At 69.4% G+C, this 19,388-nt stretch carries 18 protein-coding genes; 5 read left to right on the top strand and 13 right to left on the bottom strand.

Translation table 11 applies throughout. The features are described from left to right. Nucleotides 1-135 precede the first annotated feature (135 nt). On the top strand, nucleotides 136-1,014 hold the full coding sequence (locus E3D03_RS15125; RefSeq protein ID WP_263567626.1) for an alpha/beta hydrolase: 879 nt from the start codon (nucleotides 136-138) through the stop codon (nucleotides 1,012-1,014). Between the two features lie 182 nt (nucleotides 1,015-1,196). Here the strand turns inward: E3D03_RS15125 and E3D03_RS15120 are convergent, their stop codons facing one another. The 3 genes from E3D03_RS15120 to E3D03_RS15110 form a co-directional block, all read right to left on the bottom strand. Continuing rightward, nucleotides 1,197-3,860 (bottom strand): DNA translocase FtsK, encoded by a 2,664-nt coding sequence (locus E3D03_RS15120; protein ID WP_263567625.1) that lies wholly within the window; start codon nucleotides 3,858-3,860, stop codon nucleotides 1,197-1,199. A 3-nt stretch (nucleotides 3,861-3,863) separates the two neighbouring features. Further along, nucleotides 3,864-5,057, bottom strand: a complete 1,194-nt coding sequence (locus tag E3D03_RS15115) for an aminotransferase class I/II-fold pyridoxal phosphate-dependent enzyme (RefSeq protein WP_263567624.1) — start codon at nucleotides 5,055-5,057, stop codon at nucleotides 3,864-3,866. 129 nt (nucleotides 5,058-5,186) lie between these two features. Next, a complete protein-coding gene (locus tag E3D03_RS15110) occupies nucleotides 5,187-6,509 on the bottom strand; it encodes an amidase (RefSeq protein WP_263567623.1) in 1,323 nt (440 codons plus the stop codon). Nucleotides 6,510-6,637: 128 nt separating this feature from the next. Between E3D03_RS15110 and E3D03_RS15105 the strand changes: the two genes are divergently transcribed. Next, nucleotides 6,638-7,861, top strand: coding sequence for a UbiH/UbiF/VisC/COQ6 family ubiquinone biosynthesis hydroxylase (locus E3D03_RS15105; RefSeq protein WP_263567628.1), 1,224 nt, complete (start codon nucleotides 6,638-6,640; stop codon nucleotides 7,859-7,861). A 90-nt stretch (nucleotides 7,862-7,951) separates the two neighbouring features. Continuing rightward, nucleotides 7,952-8,548 carry a LolA family protein gene (locus E3D03_RS15100; RefSeq protein WP_263567622.1) on the top strand — a complete coding sequence of 199 codons (597 nt, stop codon included), beginning with the start codon at nucleotides 7,952-7,954 and terminating at the stop codon, nucleotides 8,546-8,548. 15 nt (nucleotides 8,549-8,563) lie between these two features. Here the strand turns inward: E3D03_RS15100 and E3D03_RS15095 are convergent, their stop codons facing one another. From E3D03_RS15095 to E3D03_RS15075, 5 genes are all read right to left on the bottom strand, one after another. Then, entirely contained in the window at nucleotides 8,564-9,142 is a 579-nt protein-coding gene (locus E3D03_RS15095; protein WP_062561753.1) for a hypothetical protein, read from the bottom strand. Nucleotides 9,143-9,216: 74 nt separating this feature from the next. Next, complete coding sequence (modC, locus tag E3D03_RS15090) at nucleotides 9,217-10,257, bottom strand: molybdenum ABC transporter ATP-binding protein (RefSeq protein ID WP_263567627.1); 1,041 nt, start codon at nucleotides 10,255-10,257, stop codon at nucleotides 9,217-9,219. After that, complete coding sequence (gene modB / locus E3D03_RS15085) at nucleotides 10,257-10,961, bottom strand: molybdate ABC transporter permease subunit (RefSeq protein ID WP_263567621.1); 705 nt, start codon at nucleotides 10,959-10,961, stop codon at nucleotides 10,257-10,259. The genes modC and modB overlap by 1 nt, the downstream gene beginning before the upstream one ends. Continuing rightward, on the bottom strand, nucleotides 10,958-11,701 hold the full coding sequence (modA, locus tag E3D03_RS15080; RefSeq protein WP_263567620.1) for a molybdate ABC transporter substrate-binding protein: 744 nt from the start codon (nucleotides 11,699-11,701) through the stop codon (nucleotides 10,958-10,960). The genes modB and modA overlap by 4 nt, the downstream gene beginning before the upstream one ends. A 65-nt stretch (nucleotides 11,702-11,766) precedes the next feature. Continuing rightward, entirely contained in the window at nucleotides 11,767-12,123 is a 357-nt protein-coding gene (locus E3D03_RS15075; protein ID WP_263567619.1) for a winged helix-turn-helix domain-containing protein, read from the bottom strand. A 105-nt stretch (nucleotides 12,124-12,228) separates the two neighbouring features. Here E3D03_RS15075 and E3D03_RS15070 point away from each other — a divergent pair, with 105 nt between their 5' ends. Together E3D03_RS15070 and E3D03_RS15065 are read left to right on the top strand one after the other, a co-directional pair. Beyond that, complete coding sequence (locus E3D03_RS15070; RefSeq protein WP_062561758.1) at nucleotides 12,229-13,410, top strand: acetyl-CoA C-acyltransferase family protein; 1,182 nt, start codon at nucleotides 12,229-12,231, stop codon at nucleotides 13,408-13,410. A gap of 147 nt (nucleotides 13,411-13,557) precedes the next feature. Then, entirely contained in the window at nucleotides 13,558-14,262 is a 705-nt protein-coding gene (locus E3D03_RS15065) for a DUF1003 domain-containing protein (protein ID WP_062561759.1), read from the top strand. A gap of 493 nt (nucleotides 14,263-14,755) precedes the next feature. Here the strand turns inward: E3D03_RS15065 and E3D03_RS15060 are convergent, their stop codons facing one another. From E3D03_RS15060 to E3D03_RS15040, 5 genes are all read right to left on the bottom strand, one after another. Then, nucleotides 14,756-15,370: a VUT family protein gene (locus tag E3D03_RS15060; RefSeq protein ID WP_263567618.1), complete on the bottom strand. Its 615-nt coding sequence runs from the start codon at nucleotides 15,368-15,370 to the stop codon at nucleotides 14,756-14,758. 112 nt (nucleotides 15,371-15,482) lie between these two features. Next, nucleotides 15,483-16,439 carry an esterase-like activity of phytase family protein gene (locus tag E3D03_RS15055; protein WP_263567617.1) on the bottom strand — a complete coding sequence of 319 codons (957 nt, stop codon included), beginning with the start codon at nucleotides 16,437-16,439 and terminating at the stop codon, nucleotides 15,483-15,485. Beyond that, on the bottom strand, nucleotides 16,412-17,284 hold the full coding sequence (gene mepA / locus E3D03_RS15050; RefSeq protein ID WP_263567616.1) for a penicillin-insensitive murein endopeptidase: 873 nt from the start codon (nucleotides 17,282-17,284) through the stop codon (nucleotides 16,412-16,414). Before mepA ends, E3D03_RS15055 begins: the two co-directional genes overlap by 28 nt. Continuing rightward, on the bottom strand, nucleotides 17,281-18,645 hold the full coding sequence (locus tag E3D03_RS15045; protein ID WP_263567615.1) for an MFS transporter: 1,365 nt from the start codon (nucleotides 18,643-18,645) through the stop codon (nucleotides 17,281-17,283). The genes mepA and E3D03_RS15045 overlap by 4 nt, the downstream gene beginning before the upstream one ends. Nucleotides 18,646-18,680: 35 nt before the next feature. Then, the gene (locus E3D03_RS15040; RefSeq protein ID WP_263567614.1) at nucleotides 18,681-19,253 is read right to left on the bottom strand and encodes an acyl-CoA thioesterase; all 573 of its coding nucleotides are present in this window, start codon (nucleotides 19,251-19,253) and stop codon (nucleotides 18,681-18,683) included. Nucleotides 19,254-19,388: the final 135 nt, after the last annotated feature.

Below are 19,388 nucleotides of genomic sequence, written 5' to 3'. Positions count from 1 at the left end.
TCTGGCTCTAAAGTTAATGAGTCTGGAGCCTAGGCCGCGCCTTCGGGTTGTGTCCGGCCGCCGGGCTGGTTAACCAATCCTGCCCGGAGCCAGCCCGCTTCCGCCAGTCCGGCGACCGAAGCAACGGAGGCCAAGATGACCCGAATTCCCCGCCGCAGCGTGATCGCCGGCGCCCTTGCCGCCGCGCTTGCCATCGGCACGGCGCGGGCGCAGGACCGGCGCCCGCGCGGCCAGCAGCCGGCCGAGCGCATCGTCGATCCCCGCGCCACCCGGTTCGAAATCGGCCCCGCGGGCAAGCCCTGGCGCATCTTCCTGGGCCTGCCCGCCGTGCCGCCGCCCGCCGCCGGCTATTCCGCCATCCTGGCGCTGGACGGCAACGCCAGTTTCCCCGCCCTGTGGCATCTGCGCGAGCAGACGGCCCCGCATGAGCCGGTGATGCTGGTCGGCATCGGCTATCCGGTCGAGACCCGCAACGACACCACCCGGCGCTGGTTCGACCTGACCTCGCCCGGCAAGGCGCCGGTGCCGCCGCAACCCGGCCTGCGCGGCCCGGGCGAGCGGCCGACCGGCGGGCAGGACGCCTTCCTCGCCCTGATCGCAGACGACCTGCTGCCGCGCCTCCGGCGCGACCACCTGGTCGATCTTTCGGCGCTGACGCTCTTCGGCCATTCGCTGGGCGGGCTCTTCGTGCTGCACACGCTCTTCACCCGGCCGGGGCTTTTCGCGCGCTATGCCGCGGCCGATCCCTCGACCTGGTGGAACGCCGGCGAGCCCCTGCGCGAGGCGGCGGCCTTTCGCGGCGGCGTGCTGGCGGCGGGCGGCCGGCTCGACCCGGCGCGGCCGCTGCTGGTCGCCAACTCCGGCGACCGCCGCCCGCCGATCCTCGACGCGCTCGCCGATCTGCCGGGGCTCGAACTGATCCACCGCCCGCATCCGGACGAAACCCACGGCTCGGTGATCCGTCCCGCCGCGGCCGAGGCCCTGGCGCTGCATCTCGGCCGCCTGACCCCCTGACGGCCTATGCCCTGTGTACGCACGGTGTACGCCCCGTGCACGGCTGTCACAGCGAAAATCCCAGCATTTGCTGGGATTCCGGCAACCGGGCAGCGCCCTCGTGCACCGCGCAACGCACGCTGCCGTTGCGCCACGAAAAAGGCCGGGCAAAATGCCCGGCCCAAATCTGCGAAACTTTGTGATCACACTTCCGGCACCAGTACCTCGCGCTTGCCCACATGGTTCGCCGGGCTGACCACGCCCTGCTCCTCCATTTGCTCGACCAGCCGCGCCGCCTTGTTGTAGCCGATGGCGAGCTTGCGCTGGATATAGCTCGTCGAGCACTTGCGGTCCTTGGCGACGATGGCCACGGCCATGTCGTAAAGCTCGGCATCGCCGCCCTCGCCAGTGGACAGCCCCAGCACCATGTCGATGCTGTCGGCGCGCTCCTCGTCCGGTCCCTCGACCACGCCCGACATATAGCTGGGCGGGCCGAAGCTCTTGAGATGATTGACGACTTCCTCGACCTCCTCGTCGCTGACAAAGGGGCCGTGCACGCGGGTGATCTTGGACCCGCCGGCCATGTAAAGCATGTCGCCCTGGCCCAGCAGCTGCTCGGCGCCTTGCTCGCCCAGGATGGTGCGGCTGTCGATCTTGGACGTGACCTGGAAGGAAATCCGGGTCGGGAAGTTCGCCTTGATCGTGCCTGTGATCACATCGACCGAAGGCCGCTGCGTCGCCATGATCAGGTGGATGCCGCTGGCCCGCGCCATCTGCGCCAGCCGCTGGATGCAGGCCTCGATCTCTTTCCCCGCCACCATCATCAGGTCGGCCATTTCGTCAACGATCACAACGATATAGGGGAAGGTCTCGGGCAGGAATTCCTCGGTCTCGAACACCGGCTCGCCGGTATCCTCGTCGAAGCCGGTCTGCACGGTGCGCTTGAACAGCTCGCCCTTGTCCAGCGCCTCGCGCACGCGGCCATTGTAGCCCTCGATGTTGCGAACGCCCATCTTGGACATCTTGCGATAGCGTTCCTCCATCTCGCCCACGACCCATTTCAGCGCGACGACCGCCTTCTTGGGATCGGTGACGACCGGGCTCAGCAGATGCGGAATCCCATCGTAAACAGACAGTTCCAGCATCTTGGGGTCGATCATGATCAGCCGGCATTCCTCGGGCGAGAGCTTGTAGAGCAGGCTCAGGATCATGGTGTTGATCGCGACCGACTTGCCCGAGCCGGTGGTCCCGGCGATCAGCAGATGCGGCATCTTGGCCAGGTTCGCCACCACCGGCCCGCCGCCGATGTCCTTGCCCAGTGCCAGCGGCAGCGGCTGGGTGCCGTCGCCATAGGCCTTGGAGGCAAGGATCTCGCGCAGAACGACCTTTTCGCGCCGCGCATTCGGCAGCTCGATGCCGATGACGCTGCGCCCCGGCACGGTCGAGACCCGCGCCGACAGCGCCGACATGGACCGCGCGATGTCGTCGGCGAGGCCGATCACCCGGCTCGCCTTCAGCCCCGGCGCCGGCTCCAGTTCGTAAAGCGTCACCACCGGACCCGGCCGCACCTCGGTCACCTGGCCCTTGACGCCGTAATCGTCCAGCACCGCCTCCAGCATGCGGGCGTTTTCCATCAGCGCCTCCTGGCTCAGCTGATGGCGCTGCACGGTTTCTGCCGCGGCCAGCAACGACAGCGGCGGATTCTCATAGGGATTCGAGACCTCGTCGAAACGCATCGAGGGCTCGGCCTCGGCCAGCGCCTGGCGCGACGGGGCAGGCCTCTTCGGCGGCACCACCACGCGCGGCGTCTCGGCGCCGAAGGGGGTGGCGGTGGCCGGCTCGGGCAGGTCGTCGTCCTCGGCGCTCAGCGGCGGCTCGGCGCGGGGCAGGGACGCCCGGGCGCCGGTCAGCCGCGCGGTCACGGCCGACAGCAGCGAGGCCTTGCCCTCGTTGCGGCTGCGGATCGCGTCGCTGATGCGGGCGCTGATCTCCTCGGCCGGCGGCGGCTCGTCGTCCTCGGCATAATGGGTCTCGGGCTCGATCAGCTCGGATTCCGGCGCGAAATCATCGCGATAGGGCGCGATATGCGGCGCCGGCACGGGAATGGCCGGCCGCACGGCAGCCGCCTGCGGCAGCGCGGCCGCGCCGGCGCGGCTGACGCGGTCGCGCCGCGCCTCGGCGCGGGTCTTGATCTGCTGCGCCGCGCCCGAGGACAGCCGCGCGCCGCGATCCACCGCATGCAGCGCCAGGATGCGCGCGGTCGAAAGCCCCTCGCGCAGGAAATGCCCGATGACTGTCAGCTCCTTGCGGTCGAAGCCCAGCACGAAGGCCAGGAAGGCCGCGGCGCCGGCGGCGGTCAGCAGCGCCAGCACCTTGATGGCGATCGAGGCCTTCATCGGCATCGCGGACAGCATGCCGCCCATCAGCATGTCGCCCAGGTGCCCGCCCAGGCCGAAGCTTTGCGTCCAGCCCACGGGCGGCGTCAGCGAGGTGGCATAGATCGAGACCAGCACCATGGCGATGGGCAGGAAGATGCCGCGCATCAGCCGCTCTTCGCCCCGGTGCAGCATCAGCCGCAAGCCCCAGGCCACGGCGCCGACGACCAGCACCCAGGTGCCATAACCGGTAATCATGAACAGCGCCGAGGCGACATAGGCGCCGAAGCGGCCCAGGTAGTTCTGCGCCGGCTGGTCGGTCGCCGACATGAAGCTGGGATCGTCGGGCGAATAGCTGAGCAGCATCATCGCGATCAGCACGCCCAGGATCACCAGGCCCGCGCCCAGCAATTCCTTGCCGCGCCGCTCCAGCGCGGCCTGCGTGCTTTGGTCAAACAGCGGATCGCGGTGTTTCGCCTGCCAGCTCGCCATGCGTCAACCCCCTTGATACAGACAATTTTTCAGGCGGTTCAGCGCCGCCTCGGTCTGGTCGGCCGCAGCCACCAGCGCGACGCGGATGAAGTTCCGCCCCGGATTTCCGCCCGCGCCGTCCCGCGCCAGATAGGCGCCGGGCAGGACCTGGATGCCGGCCTCGGCCCAAAGCTTCCTGGCCGCATCCTCGCTGTCGCCGACGCTTTCAGGCACCGGCAGCCACAGGAAGAAGCCGCCTGCGACCGGCTGATAGCCCGGCACATTGCCCAGCACCCGGTCGGCGATGGCGTATTTCTGCTGATAGAGCGCGCGGCTTTCGTCGACATGGCTCTCGTCGCCCCAGGCGGCGGCGCTGACGCGCTGCAACGGCAGCGGCAGCGGTGCGCCGGCATAGCTGCGCAGCCGGCGCATCTGGGCGATCTGCCCCGCGCCGCCGGCGGCAAAGCCCGAGCGCAGCCCCGGCAGGTTCGAGCGTTTCGACAGCGAGTTGAACATCACCACCCGGTCGGCCAGCCCCATGCGCGTGGCCACGGCCAGCGCGCCGGGCGGCGGGGCGTCGCGCCAGATCTCGGAATAGCATTCGTCGGAAAACACCAGGAAATCATGGCGATCCGCCAGCGCGATCAGGTCTTCCAGGTAATCCTCGCCGGCGATGGCGCCCTGCGGATTGGCGGGCGAGCACAGATAGGCGATGGTCGTGCGGTCGAGCACCTCGGCGGGCAGGTCGGCGAAACGCGGCATGTGGCCGGTCGCGGCGGTGGCCGGCACGAACACCGGCTCGGCACCGACGGCGGCGGCGGCGACGGCATAGACCTGGTAGAACGGATTCGGGATCAGAATCGCCGGGCGCTGGCCGTTCTTCGTTTCGGGCGACAGGGCGAGGCCGGCATTGAACAGCCCCTCGCGCGTGCCGTTCAGCGCCATGATCCGCTCGGGCGCCACCTCCAGCCCGTGCCGGCGTGCAAGCCAGCCCGAGATCGCCGCCAGCAGTTCCGGCGTGCCTTCGTTCGCGGGGTATTTGCCGAAGTCCGCCAAGCTGTCCTGCAGGATCGGCCCGACGAAAGCGGGCATGTCGTGGCGCGGCTCGCCGATGGTCAGGATCAGGGGATCGCCGCCGGGTTCGATCCCGGCGAGCAGTTTCCGCAGGCGCGGAAACGCATAATCCGGCAGGTTCGAGAACCGCTCGGGTATTGCCATGACTGCCTCTCTCGTCGGGGTCGTTGCGCCCCGTTTGCCGCAAGACTACCGGCATTCCCCGGATGCGTCCAGAGTTTCGCGGGCCAAGCCCGGGGGTTTTGCCCGGATTTGCCCGGAAAATCCGGGTCGCTAGCGCAGCGCGGCCTCGGCGGCGCTGGCCGCGACCAAGAGCGCGCGGTCGCCCCCCGCCCGGCCCATCAGCATGATGCCGCAGGCGTGATGGCCGGTGGGCAGGCTGATTGCCGGCAGGCCCAGCAGGTTGCCGATCCGGGTGTTGCGCAGCGTCAGCAGGTTTTCGCGCGCGAAGAACTCGGGCTCGGACAGCAGCCGGTCCACCGCCGGCGGCAGAATCGGCGCGGTGGGCAGGACCACGGCGTCGAAGCCGGCGACCAGCCGCTGCCAGTCTGCGCGAAGGCGGTGCAGCTCTTCCCAGCCGGCGACGTAATCGGCGGCCAGCACGTCTTTGCCGCCGCGGAACCGTTCCAGGATCGGCGGATACATCAGCTCGGGCGCGTCCTCGATCTGGTCGCGCCAGATGCCATAGGCTTCGGGCGCGAACAGCGTGGGCGACAGCGCCATGGCCTCGGCCACGCAGGGCGGCGCGGCATGGGTGATGCGCATGCCCGCGGCGGCAAGGCGGCGCAGCGCGTCCTCGAATCCCGCGACCGGCCCTTCGCGCGCGTCGTCGAAGGGCACGCCCTCCAGCACCATCAGCCGCAGGCCGCGCGGCGGCTCGGTCAGGTCGGGGGCGGGCTCGCCGCGCAGGACGGCGAAAAGCTCGGCGCAATCCTCGACCGTGCGGGCGATGGGGCCGGCGACGTCGAATTGCCGGCACAGCGGCAGCACGCCGTCCGAGCGCACCGCGCCGGTGGTCGGCTTGAAGCCCACCAGCCCGTTCCAGGCCGCCGGCACCCGGATCGAGCCGCCGGTGTCGCTGCCGATGGCCGCCGCCGCCAGCCCCAGCGCCACCGAGACCGCCGCCCCCGCGCTGGAGCCGCCCGGTGCCAGCGCGGGGTCGATGCTGTTCGGCGGCGTCGCCGTCATCGGGTTCACGCCCAGCCCGGAAAAGGCCAGCTCGGTCATGTGGGTCTTGCCCAGGCAGACCAGCCCGTCCAGCGTGGCGCCGGCCAGGATGGCAGCGTCGCGTTCGGGGGTGCGGCCCGCGAGCAGGCGCGAGCCGGCCTCGGTCGCGGTGCCGGCGCTGTCGATATTGTCCTTCCAGCTGATCGCCACGCCGTCCAAGAGCCCGCGCCGCAGCCCGGCGCGGGCACGGTCATGGGCGGCGACGGCCTCGGCCCGGGCACGTTCGGGGGTCAGCCGGGCATAGATCCGGCGGCCATAGGGATGGCGGCCGGCGGCATCGAGATAGGCTTCGACCTGCCCCAGCGGGCTGATGAGCCCGGCCAGGATCGCCCGCCCCTGTTCCGCCGCCGATGCCTTGAGCCAGTCCATGCCGTTACCCCTGAAAAACCTGTTTGCAATATCGCACACGCTAGCCCGGCAAGGGGTTTGCCGCAATGCCGCAGGCATGGGCGCAATGACCGATGGACATTGCCCGGCCAAGCAGCATTATGCGCGCCATGACGACGGATTTCGACATCGTGATCGCCGGCGGCGGGCTGAACGGCCCGGCCCTGGCGCTGGCCCTGGCCGATGCCGGGCTCAGCGTGGCCGTGGCCGATGCACGGCCCGCCGAGGCCCGCGCCGGCGACGCCTTCGACGGCCGGGCCTATGCGCTGGCGCTGGCCTCGCAGCGGCTGCTGGCGGCGCTGGGGCTGTGGCCGGAGCTGGCCCGCCATGCGCAGGAGATCCGCAGGGTCGAGGCGACGCAGGGCGTTCCGGGCAGTGGTCCCGGCCCCTTCGGCCTGCATTTCGACGGCGCCGAGATCGAGGAAGGCCGCCTGGGCTATATGCTTGAAGACAGGTTCCTTTATCGCGCCCTGCTGGCGGCGATGGCGGGGCGGGTCACGCATCTGCCGGGCGTTTCGGTGACCGGCCAGCAGCCCGAGGCGGCGGCGATCCGCAGCACGCTGTCGGATGGGCGCGTGCTGGTCTCGCGCCTACTGGTGGGCGCCGACGGCCGGCAATCCGGCGTGGCGCGGCGGGCCGGGATCAAGCGGCTGGGCCGCGACTATGGCCAGATCGCGCTGGTCGCGGCGGTCGATCACGACCTGCCGCACCAGGGCACCGCGCATCAGTTCTTCATGCCCGGCGGGCCGCTGGCGATCCTGCCGCTGCCCGGCAACCGCAGCTCGATCGTCTGGTCCGAGCCCGAGGCCAGCGCCCGCGAGATCATGGCGCTGCCCGACGCACAATTCCTTGAGGTGCTGCGGCCGCGCTTCGGCGATTTCCTGGGCGAGATCCGGCTGGCCGGTCCCCGATTCTGCTATCCGCTGAACCTGACCCTGGCCGAGCGCTATGTCGCGCCCCGTGTCGCGCTGGTCGGCGACGCGGCGCATGGCGTGCATCCGGTGGCCGGGCAGGGACTGAACCTGGGGCTGCGCGACGTGGCCGCCCTGGCCGAGGTGCTGGTCGCCGCCCGCCGCCGCGGCGAGGATATCGGCACCGACCCGGTGCTGGCGCGCTATCAGGACTGGCGCCGGCCCGACGCGACGCTGCTGGCCTTGGGCATGGACGGGGTGAACACCCTGTTTTCGAATGGCAATCCGCTGCTGCGGGCGGCGCGGGAAATCGGCATGGGGCTGGTCGATGCGCTGCCGCCCTTGCGGCGCGGCTTCATGCGCCAGGCGGCGGGCCTGTCGCTGGAGCCGATGCCGCGCCTGCTGACCGGGCGGCCGCTTTAGGGAACGCTCACGCCGGCGTCAGCGTTGGGCCGGGCGCGCATCCGGCGATCGTGATGTGCAAGTCCTTGGAGAACCGCTATCATCCCCGGCATGAAACTGAAATCGCTCGCCCTCGCGCCCGTCCTTGCCCTTGCCATGGCCTTCCCCGCCATGGCCGAGAAGATCCCGCTGAACGAGATCTCGCGCTATCTCAATGGCCTGAAGACCGCCATGTCGGACTTCACCCAGGTCAATGCCGATGGCAGCATCACCACCGGGACGGTCTATATCCAGCGCCCGAACCGGGTGCGCTTCGAATACAAGGGCGACCGCACGCTGGTGCTGGCCTCGGCCGGGCAGGTCGCGGTCTTCGACGGCAAGTCGCGCGGCGGGCCGCAGCAATATCCGCTGTCGAAGACGCCGCTGTCGCTGATCCTGGCGCCGAACATCAACTTGGGCCAGGCCCGCATGGTCACCGGCTATAGCGAGAAAGAGAACAGCACCGTGGTTACCGCGCAGGACCCGCAGCACCCGGAATACGGCAATATCCAGATGGTGTTCACCGCCAACCCGACGCAGCTGCGGCAATGGGTGGTCACCGACCAGGCCGGCAAGCGCACCACGGTGATCCTGGGCGACATGAAGACCGGCGTGTCCTTTAAGCCCTCGACCTTCGCCATCGAGAACGAGATCGCCCGCCGCCGCTAGGGCGGGCGACCCGGATCAGCGGCAGGTCGCCAGTTGCATCCGGTAAAGCTCGGACCGGGCCTGGACCTTGCCCGCGACGCTGACCAGCCAGGGCTTGCCGCGATGCGAGCCGTTGGCGAAGCCGTTCCGTCCCTCGTGATAGGCCAGGTATTGCGCGCCGGCATCCTGTTTCGAGACGCCCAGCCGCTTGGCCGTGCCGTCCATGTACCAGCCCATGAAATCGGTCGCGTCCCTGATATTGTCGCGCCGCGCGCCGCGGTTGCCGGTTTCCTTGCGGTATTCGTCCCAGGTGCCGTCCAGCGCCTGGCTATAGCCATAGGCCGAGCTCTGCCGCCCCATCGGGATGATTCCCAGCGCATAGCGATGCGGGGTGCGGGCATCGCCGATGAATTTCGATTCCTGGTGGATCGTCGCCATCTGCACGTTGATCGGAACGCCCCAGCGCCGCTCGGTCTGCTTCATGGCGCGCATATAGGCCGGACGCTCGCTGGCGAGCAGGCAGGCGTTTTCCAGATTGCGCGGTGCCTTGTAGTTCCCGCCGCCCCCGCACGAGGCGACCAGCCCGACGATGGCGAGCTTGAGAAACCTGTTCATACTGCCCTCATGTTTTTTGCGGCCAGCATAAGCGGATTCGCGGCGGGCGCGCAAATGACAAAGCCGCGCGCGGCCTAGCTGGGCAGGACCGAGACCGATTTCACGATGGCATGGCAGGCAAGCCCGGGCTGCAATTCCAAGGCCTTGACCGAGCGTTCGGTGACCTGCGCAAGCATCCGCTCATCGCCCGCGGCCAGCTGCACCAGCCCGCCGTCGATGCGCGTCACCCGCACCGGCAGCACGTTCAGCGCCGAGAGCCCCTGCGGCACATGCCGCGACAGGATCACCTCATGCGCCAGGATTCGCAGCCGCATCTCGGGGCCCTGCGGCAGCGGGCCGGGCAGCAGCATCGGCCCGGCGGCGGTGGCGACGCGGATCATGCCGTCCGGCTCGGTCCCTTCGACGCGGGCCCGGATCAGGGCGCCGGCCTCGCGCGCGCCCAGGCGCGGCGCCAGCGTGGGATCGGCCAGGATCCCGGCCAGCGGCCCGGCGTGGCTGACCCGGCCGCGATCCATCAGCACCACGGTATTGGCCAGCCGCAGCACCTCGGGCACCGAATGGCTGACGTAAAGCATCGGCAGCCGGATCTCGTCCCGCAGCCGTTCCAGCCAGGGCATGATCTCGGCCTTGCGGGCATCGTCCAGCGCGGCCAGCGGCTCGTCCATGACCAGAAGCGCCGGGTCAGACAGCAGGGCGCGACCGATGGCGGTGCGTTGGCGCTCGCCCCCCGACAACGTGGCGGGACGGCGTTTCAGCAGGGGCGCCAGCGCCAGCATCTCGACAATGCGGTCGAAGTCGGGCGCTGCGCCGCGCCGCCAGCGCGCGGGATAGCGCAGGTTCGCGGCAACCGTCAGATGCGGGAAAAGCCGCGCGTCCTGAAACACATAGCCGATGCGCCGCGCCTGCGGCGGCAGGTCGGTCGTGGCGTCGTAAAGCACCCGGCCGTCCAGCGCGATGCGCCCCGAAGCGGGCCGCAGCAGCCCGGCGACGGCATTGACGGTCGAGGTCTTGCCGCAACCGGACGGCCCGAACAGCGCCGTCACCCCGACCGGCGCCTGAAAGGCCACCTCCAGCGCCAGCCCAGGAAAGTCGCGGCGGAAATCGACCTGAAGCATCAGCGCGCCCCGGCGATGCGCGCGGCCATGCGTCGCGCCAGCCATTCCGAGACCAGCACCGCCGCCATGGCGATCACCACCGAGACCACGACCAGCCGCAACGCCGCCGCGTCGCCGGTCGGCGTCTGCAGCAGCGCATAGATGGCCGAGGGCAGCGTTTGGGTCTGGCCCGGGATATTGCTGACGAAGGTGATGGTGGCGCCGAATTCGCCCATCGCCTTGGCAAAGCCCAGCGTGGCGCCCGCCAGGATGGCGGGCAGGATCAGCGGCAGGGTCACGGTCAGGAAGATCCAGGCCCGCGGCGCGCCCAGGGTGGCGGCCGCCTGTTCCAGCTTGGGGTCCACCGCCTCGAACCCCAGCCGGATGGCGCGCACGACCAGCGGAAAGCTCATGATGCCGCAGGCCAGCGCGGCGCCGGTCCAGCGAAAGGCAAAGACGATGCCCAGGGGCTTCAGCAGGCTGCCGATCGGGCCCTGGGTGCCGAAACTGACCAGCAGCAGATAGCCGGTGACCACCGGCGGCAGGATCAGCGGCAGGTGCACGAGGCCGCTGAGCAGCCCGTGTCCCGGAAACCGGCACCGGGCCAGCAGCCAGGCGACGGCCACGGCAAGGGGCAGGCTGGCGAGCGTCGCGACGCTGGCCACCCGCAGGGACAGGCGCACGGCCTGCCATTCCTGAGGGCCAAGCCAGTCGGTCGGATTCATGGCGTGACGGTAAAGCCTTGCGATTCAAAGATCGACCTTGCCGGCTCTTGCGACAGGCTGTCAAGGAAGGCGCTCGCCTGCGGCGTGTCGGCCGATTTGGTCACGGCGGCGGGATAGGTGATCTTTTCGTGGCTGTCCTCGGGGAAGGTTGCAATGACGCCCACGCCCTTTTCGGCCACGGCGTCGCTGCCATAGACGATGCCCAGCGGCGCCTCTCCGGTCGCGACCAGCTTCAGGGCGGCGCGGACGTTGTCGGCCTGGGCGACCTGGCCCTCGACCTTGTCCCACAGGCCCAGCTTGGTCAGCGCCTCCTTGCCATATTGCCCGGCGGGCACGGAATCGACCAGTGCCATGGCCAGCTTGCGCTCGCCCAGCAGCGCCGGCAGTTCGGTCACCGGTGCCGCGGCGGGCGTGCCGGTGCCGACCAGGACCAGCGTGTTGCCCAGTAGGTCCTTGCGCGTGGCGGCGTCGATGTCGCCCGAATCCTGCACCGCATCCATCCATTCCGTCGAGGCCGAGATGAACAGGTCGGCCGGCGCGCCCTGCTGGATCTGCTTGGCCAGCTGCGAACTGCCGGCATAAGAGATCACCACGGTGTCGTCCTTGTTGCTTTCCTGCCATTGCGCGGCAATGCCGTCCAGCGCGTCCTTCAGGCTGGCGGCGGCGAAGATGGTGATCTCGTCGGCATGGGCAGCGGGGGCCAGCGCGACCAGCGCGGCGGCAATCAGGGGCAGGCGCATGGAAAGCTCCGTTCAATGTGTCCGAATGGACATAACCGCCGCCCGCCGGCGCTGGCAACCGTTATTTACGCCGGAACAGAACGCTGCCCGGCGCGCAGCCGCGCCAGCGCCTCGGCGCCCTGGTCGCGCAGCAGCATCTCCAGCGCCCGGTAGTCGGCCAGCACCGCGCGCCCGCGCGCGGTCAGTTGCGCGCCGCCGCCCTTGGCGCCGCCCCGGCTGCTGTCGACCAGCGGCGCGTCGAAATGACCGTTCATCTCTTCGACCAGCGACCAGGCGCGGCGATAGCTCATCTTCATCCGCCGCCCGGCGGCCGAGATCGAGCCCTCCTCGTCGATGAATTGCAAGAGATCGGCCTTGCCGCGCCCGAAGGTCAGGCCGGAGTCGAAATGCAGGCGGAGGCTCAGCCGGGGATCGTCGCTCATGCCCGCATCTTGCCCGGATTCCGCCCCGTCGCAAGAGCATCGGGCTTTCCAAGGCCCCGGGGCGTGGCTACGAATGACAGGGATCGCGCAGCCAAGAGGGAAATCATGTCCGAGGACGAAATCGTCATCCTGTCGGGGGCCCGCACGGCCATCGGCACCTTCGGCGGCAGCCTGGCGGGCGTGCCGCCGATCCAGCTGGCCGCCACCGTGACCCGTGCCGCCATCGAGCGCGCCGGCCTGGGCGCGGACCGCATCGGCACCGTGGTCTTCGGCCATGTGCTGAACACCGAGCCGCGCGACATGTATCTGTCCCGCGTCGCGATGCTCGAGGCCGGGGTGCCGGACACGACGCCGGCGATGAACGTGAACCGGCTTTGCGGCTCGGGCGCGCAGGCCATCGTCTCGGCCACGCAGGCGCTGATGCTGGGCGATGCCGATTTCGCCGTCGCGGGCGGCGCGGAATCGATGAGCCGGGCGCCCTATGCGGTGCCGGCGGCCCGGTTCGGCGCCAAGATGGGCGACGTGCAGATGCTGGACATGATGGTCGGCGCGCTGACCTGCCCGATGGGCACCGGCCATATGGGCGTCACCGCCGAGAATGTCGCGCGCGAGCATGACATCTCGCGCCAGGCGCAGGACGCCTTCGCGCTGGAAAGCCAGCGCCGCGCCGCGCATGCCATCGCGCAGGGCTGGTTCAAGGAGCAGATCGTCCCGGTCGAGATCAAGACCCGCAAGGGCGTGGTGGCCTTCGACACCGACGAGCATCCCAAGGCCACCGACCTGGAAAAGCTCGCGGCGCTGAAGACCGTGTTCCAGAAGGACGGCACGGTTACGGCGGGCAATGCCTCGGGCATCAACGACGGTGCGGCGGCGCTGGTGCTGGCCCGGGCCGATGCGGCCAAGGCGGCCGGTGCGACGCCGCTGTTCCGCGTGCTGGGCTATGCGGTCGCGGGCGTGCGCCCCGAGGTCATGGGCATCGGCCCGGTGCCCGCGGTCCAGGCGCTGCTGCAACGCACCGGCCTGAAGGCCGGCGATTTCGACGTGATCGAATCGAACGAGGCTTTCGCGGCGCAGGCGCTGGCGGTGAACAAGGGCCTGGGCTTCGACCCCGCCCGGGTGAACCCGAACGGCGGCGCCATCGCGCTCGGCCATCCCGTCGGTGCCACCGGCGCCATCGTCACCGTCAAGGCGATGTATGAACTGCTGCGAACCGGCGGTCGCAAGGCGCTGATCACCATGTGCATCGGCGGCGGCCAGGGCATTGCGCTGGCGATCGAGCGGATCTGACATGCCGCGGGAGTATTTGGAAAACGGTGAAAGGACAGGGGAAGGCGCCCCGTTTCACCGTTTGACAAATACTCCCGCACCATCCCGGCGGGGCGCAGCGGCTGCTTTCGCTCGCCGCGTCGCCGGACGAAGCGGGAGGGCTGCGTGATGTCCAAGACCCCGATCCATGCCTGCCAGGTCTGCGGCAGGCCGAAGGATGCCAGCGATCTTGCCGAGGCGGCGGACCTGCGGCCGGCCCTGTCGCGGCTGGTCCGCGAGGACGTGCGGGATTGGGACGAGGGCAGGCGGATCTGCACCGATTGCCTGCAGAAATACCGCCAGCTTTACCTGACGCAGCTTCTGGCCGATGAAACCGGAGAACTGGGCGAACTCGAGGCCGAGGTGGCGCAGGTGCTGTCGCGCGGCACGCTGCTCACGCCCTCGACGGCGCCGGTCGAGCGGGACCGCGCGCTGCGCTTCGGCGAGCGCATGGCCGATCGCGTCGCCGATTGGGGCGGCTCCTGGAGCTTCATCCTGATCTTCGTCGCGGTGCTGGCGCTGTGGATGGCGGGCAATGTGTCGGGGTTGCTGTTCGGATCCTTCGATCCCTATCCCTTCATCCTGCTGAACCTGGTGCTGTCCTGCATCGCCGCGTTGCAGGCACCGATCATCATGATGAGCCAGCGCCGGCAAGAGGCGCAGGATCGCCGCCGGGCCGAGAGCGATTATCAGATCAACCTGAAAGCCGAACTGGAATTACGCCAGCTGCATGAGAAGATCGACCACCAGCTGACACATCAATGGCGGCGCCTGCTGGAGATCCAGCGCATCCAGGTCGATCTGCTGCACGAGATGCGGCGCGCGCAGCAATAGCGACCCGGACGAGGGCGGGCGAGAGCTGCGCAAAGCCGGCCGATGCGCGGCGGTTGCGGGCGAAAGCGAAGCCTGCCGGCAAGAAACGGCCGCGTTCAACATCGGGGCATGGCCCGTCAGGTCGGCGTCGCGCATCCCGCGTGCGATATGGCCTGCGTCCCGGCGCAGGATGCCCGCGCCGCTACGCCACCCGCCACGATGAAGCGAACACCACCGCCACGACCTAAACCTGCCGGAATCGGGCCTGTCTTGGCGTGCGGCTTCGAATGGGGAACGAGCCGTTCCGTGGGAACGGCTCGCGAGATCCACGGAGATGGTCCGGTTAGGGTTGGTGCCCACCGTCCCAGCCAGGGTTCACGACCCTTGGGGCTGCCCTCAGGCCAGATCCCTCCTGACTGTCCCGACACCTCTCTCCAATATCACTCTCGACACTGGACCACCTCCTTTCAATAAGTTGCCTTATAAGGTCAGCCTGACACAAAATCATGACCAGTCAATGAATTTGCGCGCGCCTCTGGATCAAATTTCCGACGATGATGCGGAAGGGGACAAGGGCAAGAACTGCCTGCGCCAGCTTCACCAGCCAGTCCGCCGTTGCCAGCGAAATCCACAGCGGCAGAACCGGACCCAGGCCCAGCAGCGCAACCGGTTCATTTGCCCATGAAACATCGTCCGCCGGGAAAACCGCGCTCAGCGGGGCCGAGAAGGCGATGCTGAAGAAGATGGCAGTATCGACCACCGAACCGACCAGGCTGGCGGCCAAAGGTGGCAACCACCAGTTGTATTTCCGCAACTGGTTGAAAACCGTTATGTCCATCAACTGGGCAAAAAGGAAGGCCGCGCCCGAGGCGACGGCGATGCGCAACGTAGTCTTGTCCATGCCGGCCGCGACCAGCGAGCACAGCACGCCGGTGATGAAGCCGGCGAACACCACCTTGCGGGCGGCCGTCGGGCCGTAGACCCGGTTCATGATGTCGGTGACCAGGAAGGCGACCGGATAGGTCAGCGCCCCCCAGGTCAGCCAGGCGCCCAGCAGGTGCTGGACCAGGATGTTCGAGGCCACGACGGTGATGGCCATGGCGATGACGCCGGGAAGAAGGCGGGGCATGTCGGTGATCCGTTTTGACAAGGTAGCGGAGACTCGGCCCTTGCGGGCATGGCCGATTAAGGCCGCGGGCGCCTGCTGTCAACGCTTTCCGGCGCTGCGCCGCCCGGCCGGCTTATTCCGTGACCCGATATTCGACCAGTTCGGTGCGCTGGAACCAGTTGAAATTGTTGTCCGCGATCAGGGTCAGCCGGATGCCGGTGCCATCGTCCCAGACCGAAATCCCTTCCAGGTTGTCATATTGCAGCGGCCGGCTTTCCAGCAGCACGCGCTCATTCAGGGCGCCCTGTTCGGTCAGGTCGAAGCGGCGCACGCGGGCGCGAAAGCCCAGCAAGCCCTTGAAATCGCGTTCGAGCAGGTAGAACCGGCCGTCTGGCCCGACATCCGCCCCGACCGCCAGCCAGTCGCCCGAGCGCGGGATCGCGAAGGGCTGGTCCCATTTGCCGTCGCGCCAGCGCCAGACCGGGAATGGCCGCGTCAGCTGGCCCGAACGCTCCGACAGGGTCAAAAGCGTGCCGTCGGGCAGGATCGCCAGCGCCTCCAGCGAGGAGTTGCGCTGCATCGCCTTGAACTCGGGTGGGCGGGGCAGGGGCTGGGCCGGGCTGTCGGGCGTGTCGTAGCGGGCGACGCGGGTCAGCCCCTCGAAGCTGATCCAGATCGTGCCGTCCGGGGCGACGGCCAGCCCCTCGCTGTCGCCCTGCCAGCCGGGTTTCAGCGGTTTGCCGGAACTGTCGCGCAGCCGGGCGCGGCCGGCGGGCTCCAGCCCGCGGATGCGGCCCTCGGCGTCGCGCTCGACGCTGCCCCAGCGGATCGAGGCGCGATCCGACAGCGCGGTGAAGCGGCCGCCGTCGGCGCTGATCTCGATGCCGGAAAAGCCGCCGAACTGCTCGTCTGGCAGGCTCCAGACATAGGTCGCGACGTAATCGACACGCGGCCCGGCCGAGGGGGCCGGGTCGGCGGCGCAGGCGGCGCCGGCGGACAGCAGCAGGGCAGAGAGCGCCAGTCGGCGCAGGCGCCGGAACCGTCCTTCGCCTGCTGCCCGGCTTAGCGGGCGGTGGCGACGACCTGGCATTGGCGGGGCATCTCGCTGAGCCGGAAGCTGCGGGGGTGGCGATAGTTCGGGTCGGGCGGCACCGGCTTGACGCGGCTGGGGTCGATGCGGTTCCGGATCCACTCGGCGGCCTCGGCGCAGCCGTCGCCGGGCGGAGGCGCGTCCTGCTGCTGGCAGGCCGAGCCGGCCGGGCAGGTCATCCGGACGTGGAAGTGATAGTCGTGGCCGCCGATCGGGCGGACCTTGCGCAGCCAGCTGCGGTCGCCGGTCGCGGCCTGGCACATGGCGACCTTGGCGACCGGGTCGATGAAGATGCGCTCGACCCGCGGGTCGCGGGCGGCGGCGCGGATGATCGCCATATGCGAGCCGCTCCACAATGCCGAGGGCGCGGTGCCGGCCTTGTTCACCACCGATTGCGAGGAAATCTTTTCCCGCTGCGCCGGGGTCAGCCGCAGGCTTTGCGGCGGCAGCAGCCAGATGTCGGCGTCGAGCCCCATCTGGTGGCTGGCGTGGCCGGTGACCATCGGGCCGCCGCGCGGCTGGCTCATGTCGCCGATGTAAAGCCCCGGCCAGCCGGCCTGACGCGCGGCGCCCGACAGGCCGATCAGGAAGCTGACCAGCTCGGGGTGGCCCCAGTTGCGGTTGCGCGACAGCCGCATCGCCTGCCAGGTCGGGCCGCTTTCCGGCAATTGCACCGCGCCCGAGACGCAACCCTTGGAATAGAAGCCCAGGGCGACCGGGGCGCCGCCGGTCGGGCCTCGGGCGCCGCCGAACACGTCCTTGGCGAGCGGATCGGCAGCCGAAGGCTGGGCCATGGCAAGCGCAGCCAGCGCCAGCACGGCGGCGGTCAGGGTTTTGCGGATCACGGCTCGGCCTCTCCTTCTGTTTGGACCCAACCTAGCAGAATGAGCGAAAGAAGGAACATCACGATGAGCGGAGAGATGCCGAGCCGCTGATTGCCGCTGAGATCGGTCGCGACCGCGATCAGCAGCGGCGCCAGAAAGGCGGTGGCCTTGCCGGAAAGCGCATAAAGACCAAAGGCTTCCGTCGCCCGCGCCGGCGTGGTGTGGCGCACCATCATCGTGCGGCTGGCCGATTGCAGCGCACCGCCCGCGCCGCCGATCAGCACGCCGCACAGAAAGAACAGCCCGTCCGGCAGGCGCGAGCCGGGCGCCAGGGGCAGGCCCAGGACGCTGTCCCGGCTCATGCCGGTGACCAGGATGCAGACCCCGGTCAGCACCAGCGTGCAGGCGATGATGACCGGCCTTGGCCCCCAGCGCCGGTCGGCGCGGCCGCCGATCCAGCTGATGACGGCGGCCGAGACCGCGCTGACCACGCCGAAGACTCCGGCCAGGAACACCGGCCAGCCCAGCACCGTGCCGGCATAGACCCCGCCGAAGCCGTAAAGCGCGTTGAGCGCGTCGCGCGAAAACATCGAGGACGCGAGCCAGGCTGCCAGCGAGCGGCGATAGCGCAGGCTGGCCAGCAAGCGCCCCAGCGCCGCCATGGCCGCGCCCAGCCGGACCGGGCGGCGGGGTCCTGGCGTTTCCGGCACCCACAGCGCGAAGGGGATCATGAAGACCAGATACCACAGCGCCGTGAACGGCCCCGCGGCCCGCGTGCCCTCGCGCAGGGCCGGGTCCAGTCCCAGCACTGGCGGGATGCCCAGAAGCGTGCGGCCGGTCTGCGCGTTCTCGGCCAGAAGCAGCAGCACCAGCGCCAGCGCGACCACGCCGCCCAGGTAGCCGAAGGCGAAGCCCGAGCCCGAGACCCGGCCGATCTCGTCCCGCGGCGCCAGGCCCGGCAGCAGGGCATTGGTGAAGATGGTGGCGAATTCCATGCCGATCAGGCCGATGCCAAAGCTGACGACCGCAAGATGCAGGCCGGGCTGGTCGGGCATCAGGAACCACAGCCCCCAGGATCCCGCCAGGTAAAGCGCCGAAAAGGCCCAGACCCAGACCAGCCGGCGGCCGCTGTTGTCGGCGATGGCGCCCAGCACCGGCGCCAGAAGCGCGATGATGACGCCGCAGATGCCCAGCCCGTAACCCCAGAGCGCCTGCGCCGCTGCGCCGGCTTCCTCGACGCTCATGCCTTGGGCGGTGTAATGGGCGCGGGCGACCTCGGCGTAATAGACCGGGAAGATGAAGGTGGTCAGCAGCGTCGCGAAGGGCTGGCTGGCCCAGTCGAAGAACCACCAGCCCCAGATGCGTTTGCGTTCCATGCCCATCCCCTGCCTTGCGGGCGCATAAGGCCCAAGCGCGGTCAGGCTGGCAAGTCACCATTGCGGTCTGCGGCGGCGATTTCCGGCAGGGCGGGCGGCCAGGGCCGCTGCGCATCCGCCGCGATCCAGGACGCGACCCAATCCGGCAGCGCCGGGCTTTCGGCCTCGCGCCCGGCGGCCTGCATCAGCCGCGCCGGCGCAACGATGCCTTGGGCCGAGGTGATGGCGCCGCGCAGCAGCATGTGGTTGCAGCACTCGCCCCGGTGCCACATGCTTTGCTCCATGTAAAGGAAACGCGCGTCCCAGCCCAGGGTGCGCGAGACCATGGTGAAGCGCTGGAACCCCTTGATCCGGCGGCGATAGCGCACCGAGTTCCCGGCCACGGTGATGCCCCAGCCGTTTTCCCGCATGGTGTCGATGATCCCGGTCCGGACCGCCATCGGCAGCCGGCCGAGATCGTAGAGCGTCAGCGTGCGGCCATTGTTCAACTCGATCCAGGGGTCCAGGTCCAGGGGCCAGCAGCGATGCGTCGAGACATGCGGCTCCAGCACGCCGATCCGGGGCGCGCGGCGGAATTTCAGCATCTCCTTGGCAAAGCGGAGCATCGGATACATGGGCGGCCTCTCGCTGCGGGTCGGCTTTTGCGGCTAAGCCCGGGGTCGGGGCGCGTCAACCGGAACGCTGCGGCCTTATGCCTTGCAGAGCGTGGGTGGCTGGCTTACCTGTCCGGGAAGCAGCCGGAAGGGAAT

The sequence above is a fragment of the Paracoccus sp. DMF genome, from assembly GCF_004407025.1.
Taxonomy (GTDB): domain Bacteria; phylum Pseudomonadota; class Alphaproteobacteria; order Rhodobacterales; family Rhodobacteraceae; genus Paracoccus; species Paracoccus aminovorans_B.
Note: the sequence above shows the minus strand (reverse complement) of the source record. Positions and strands in the feature narration are given on the sequence as shown.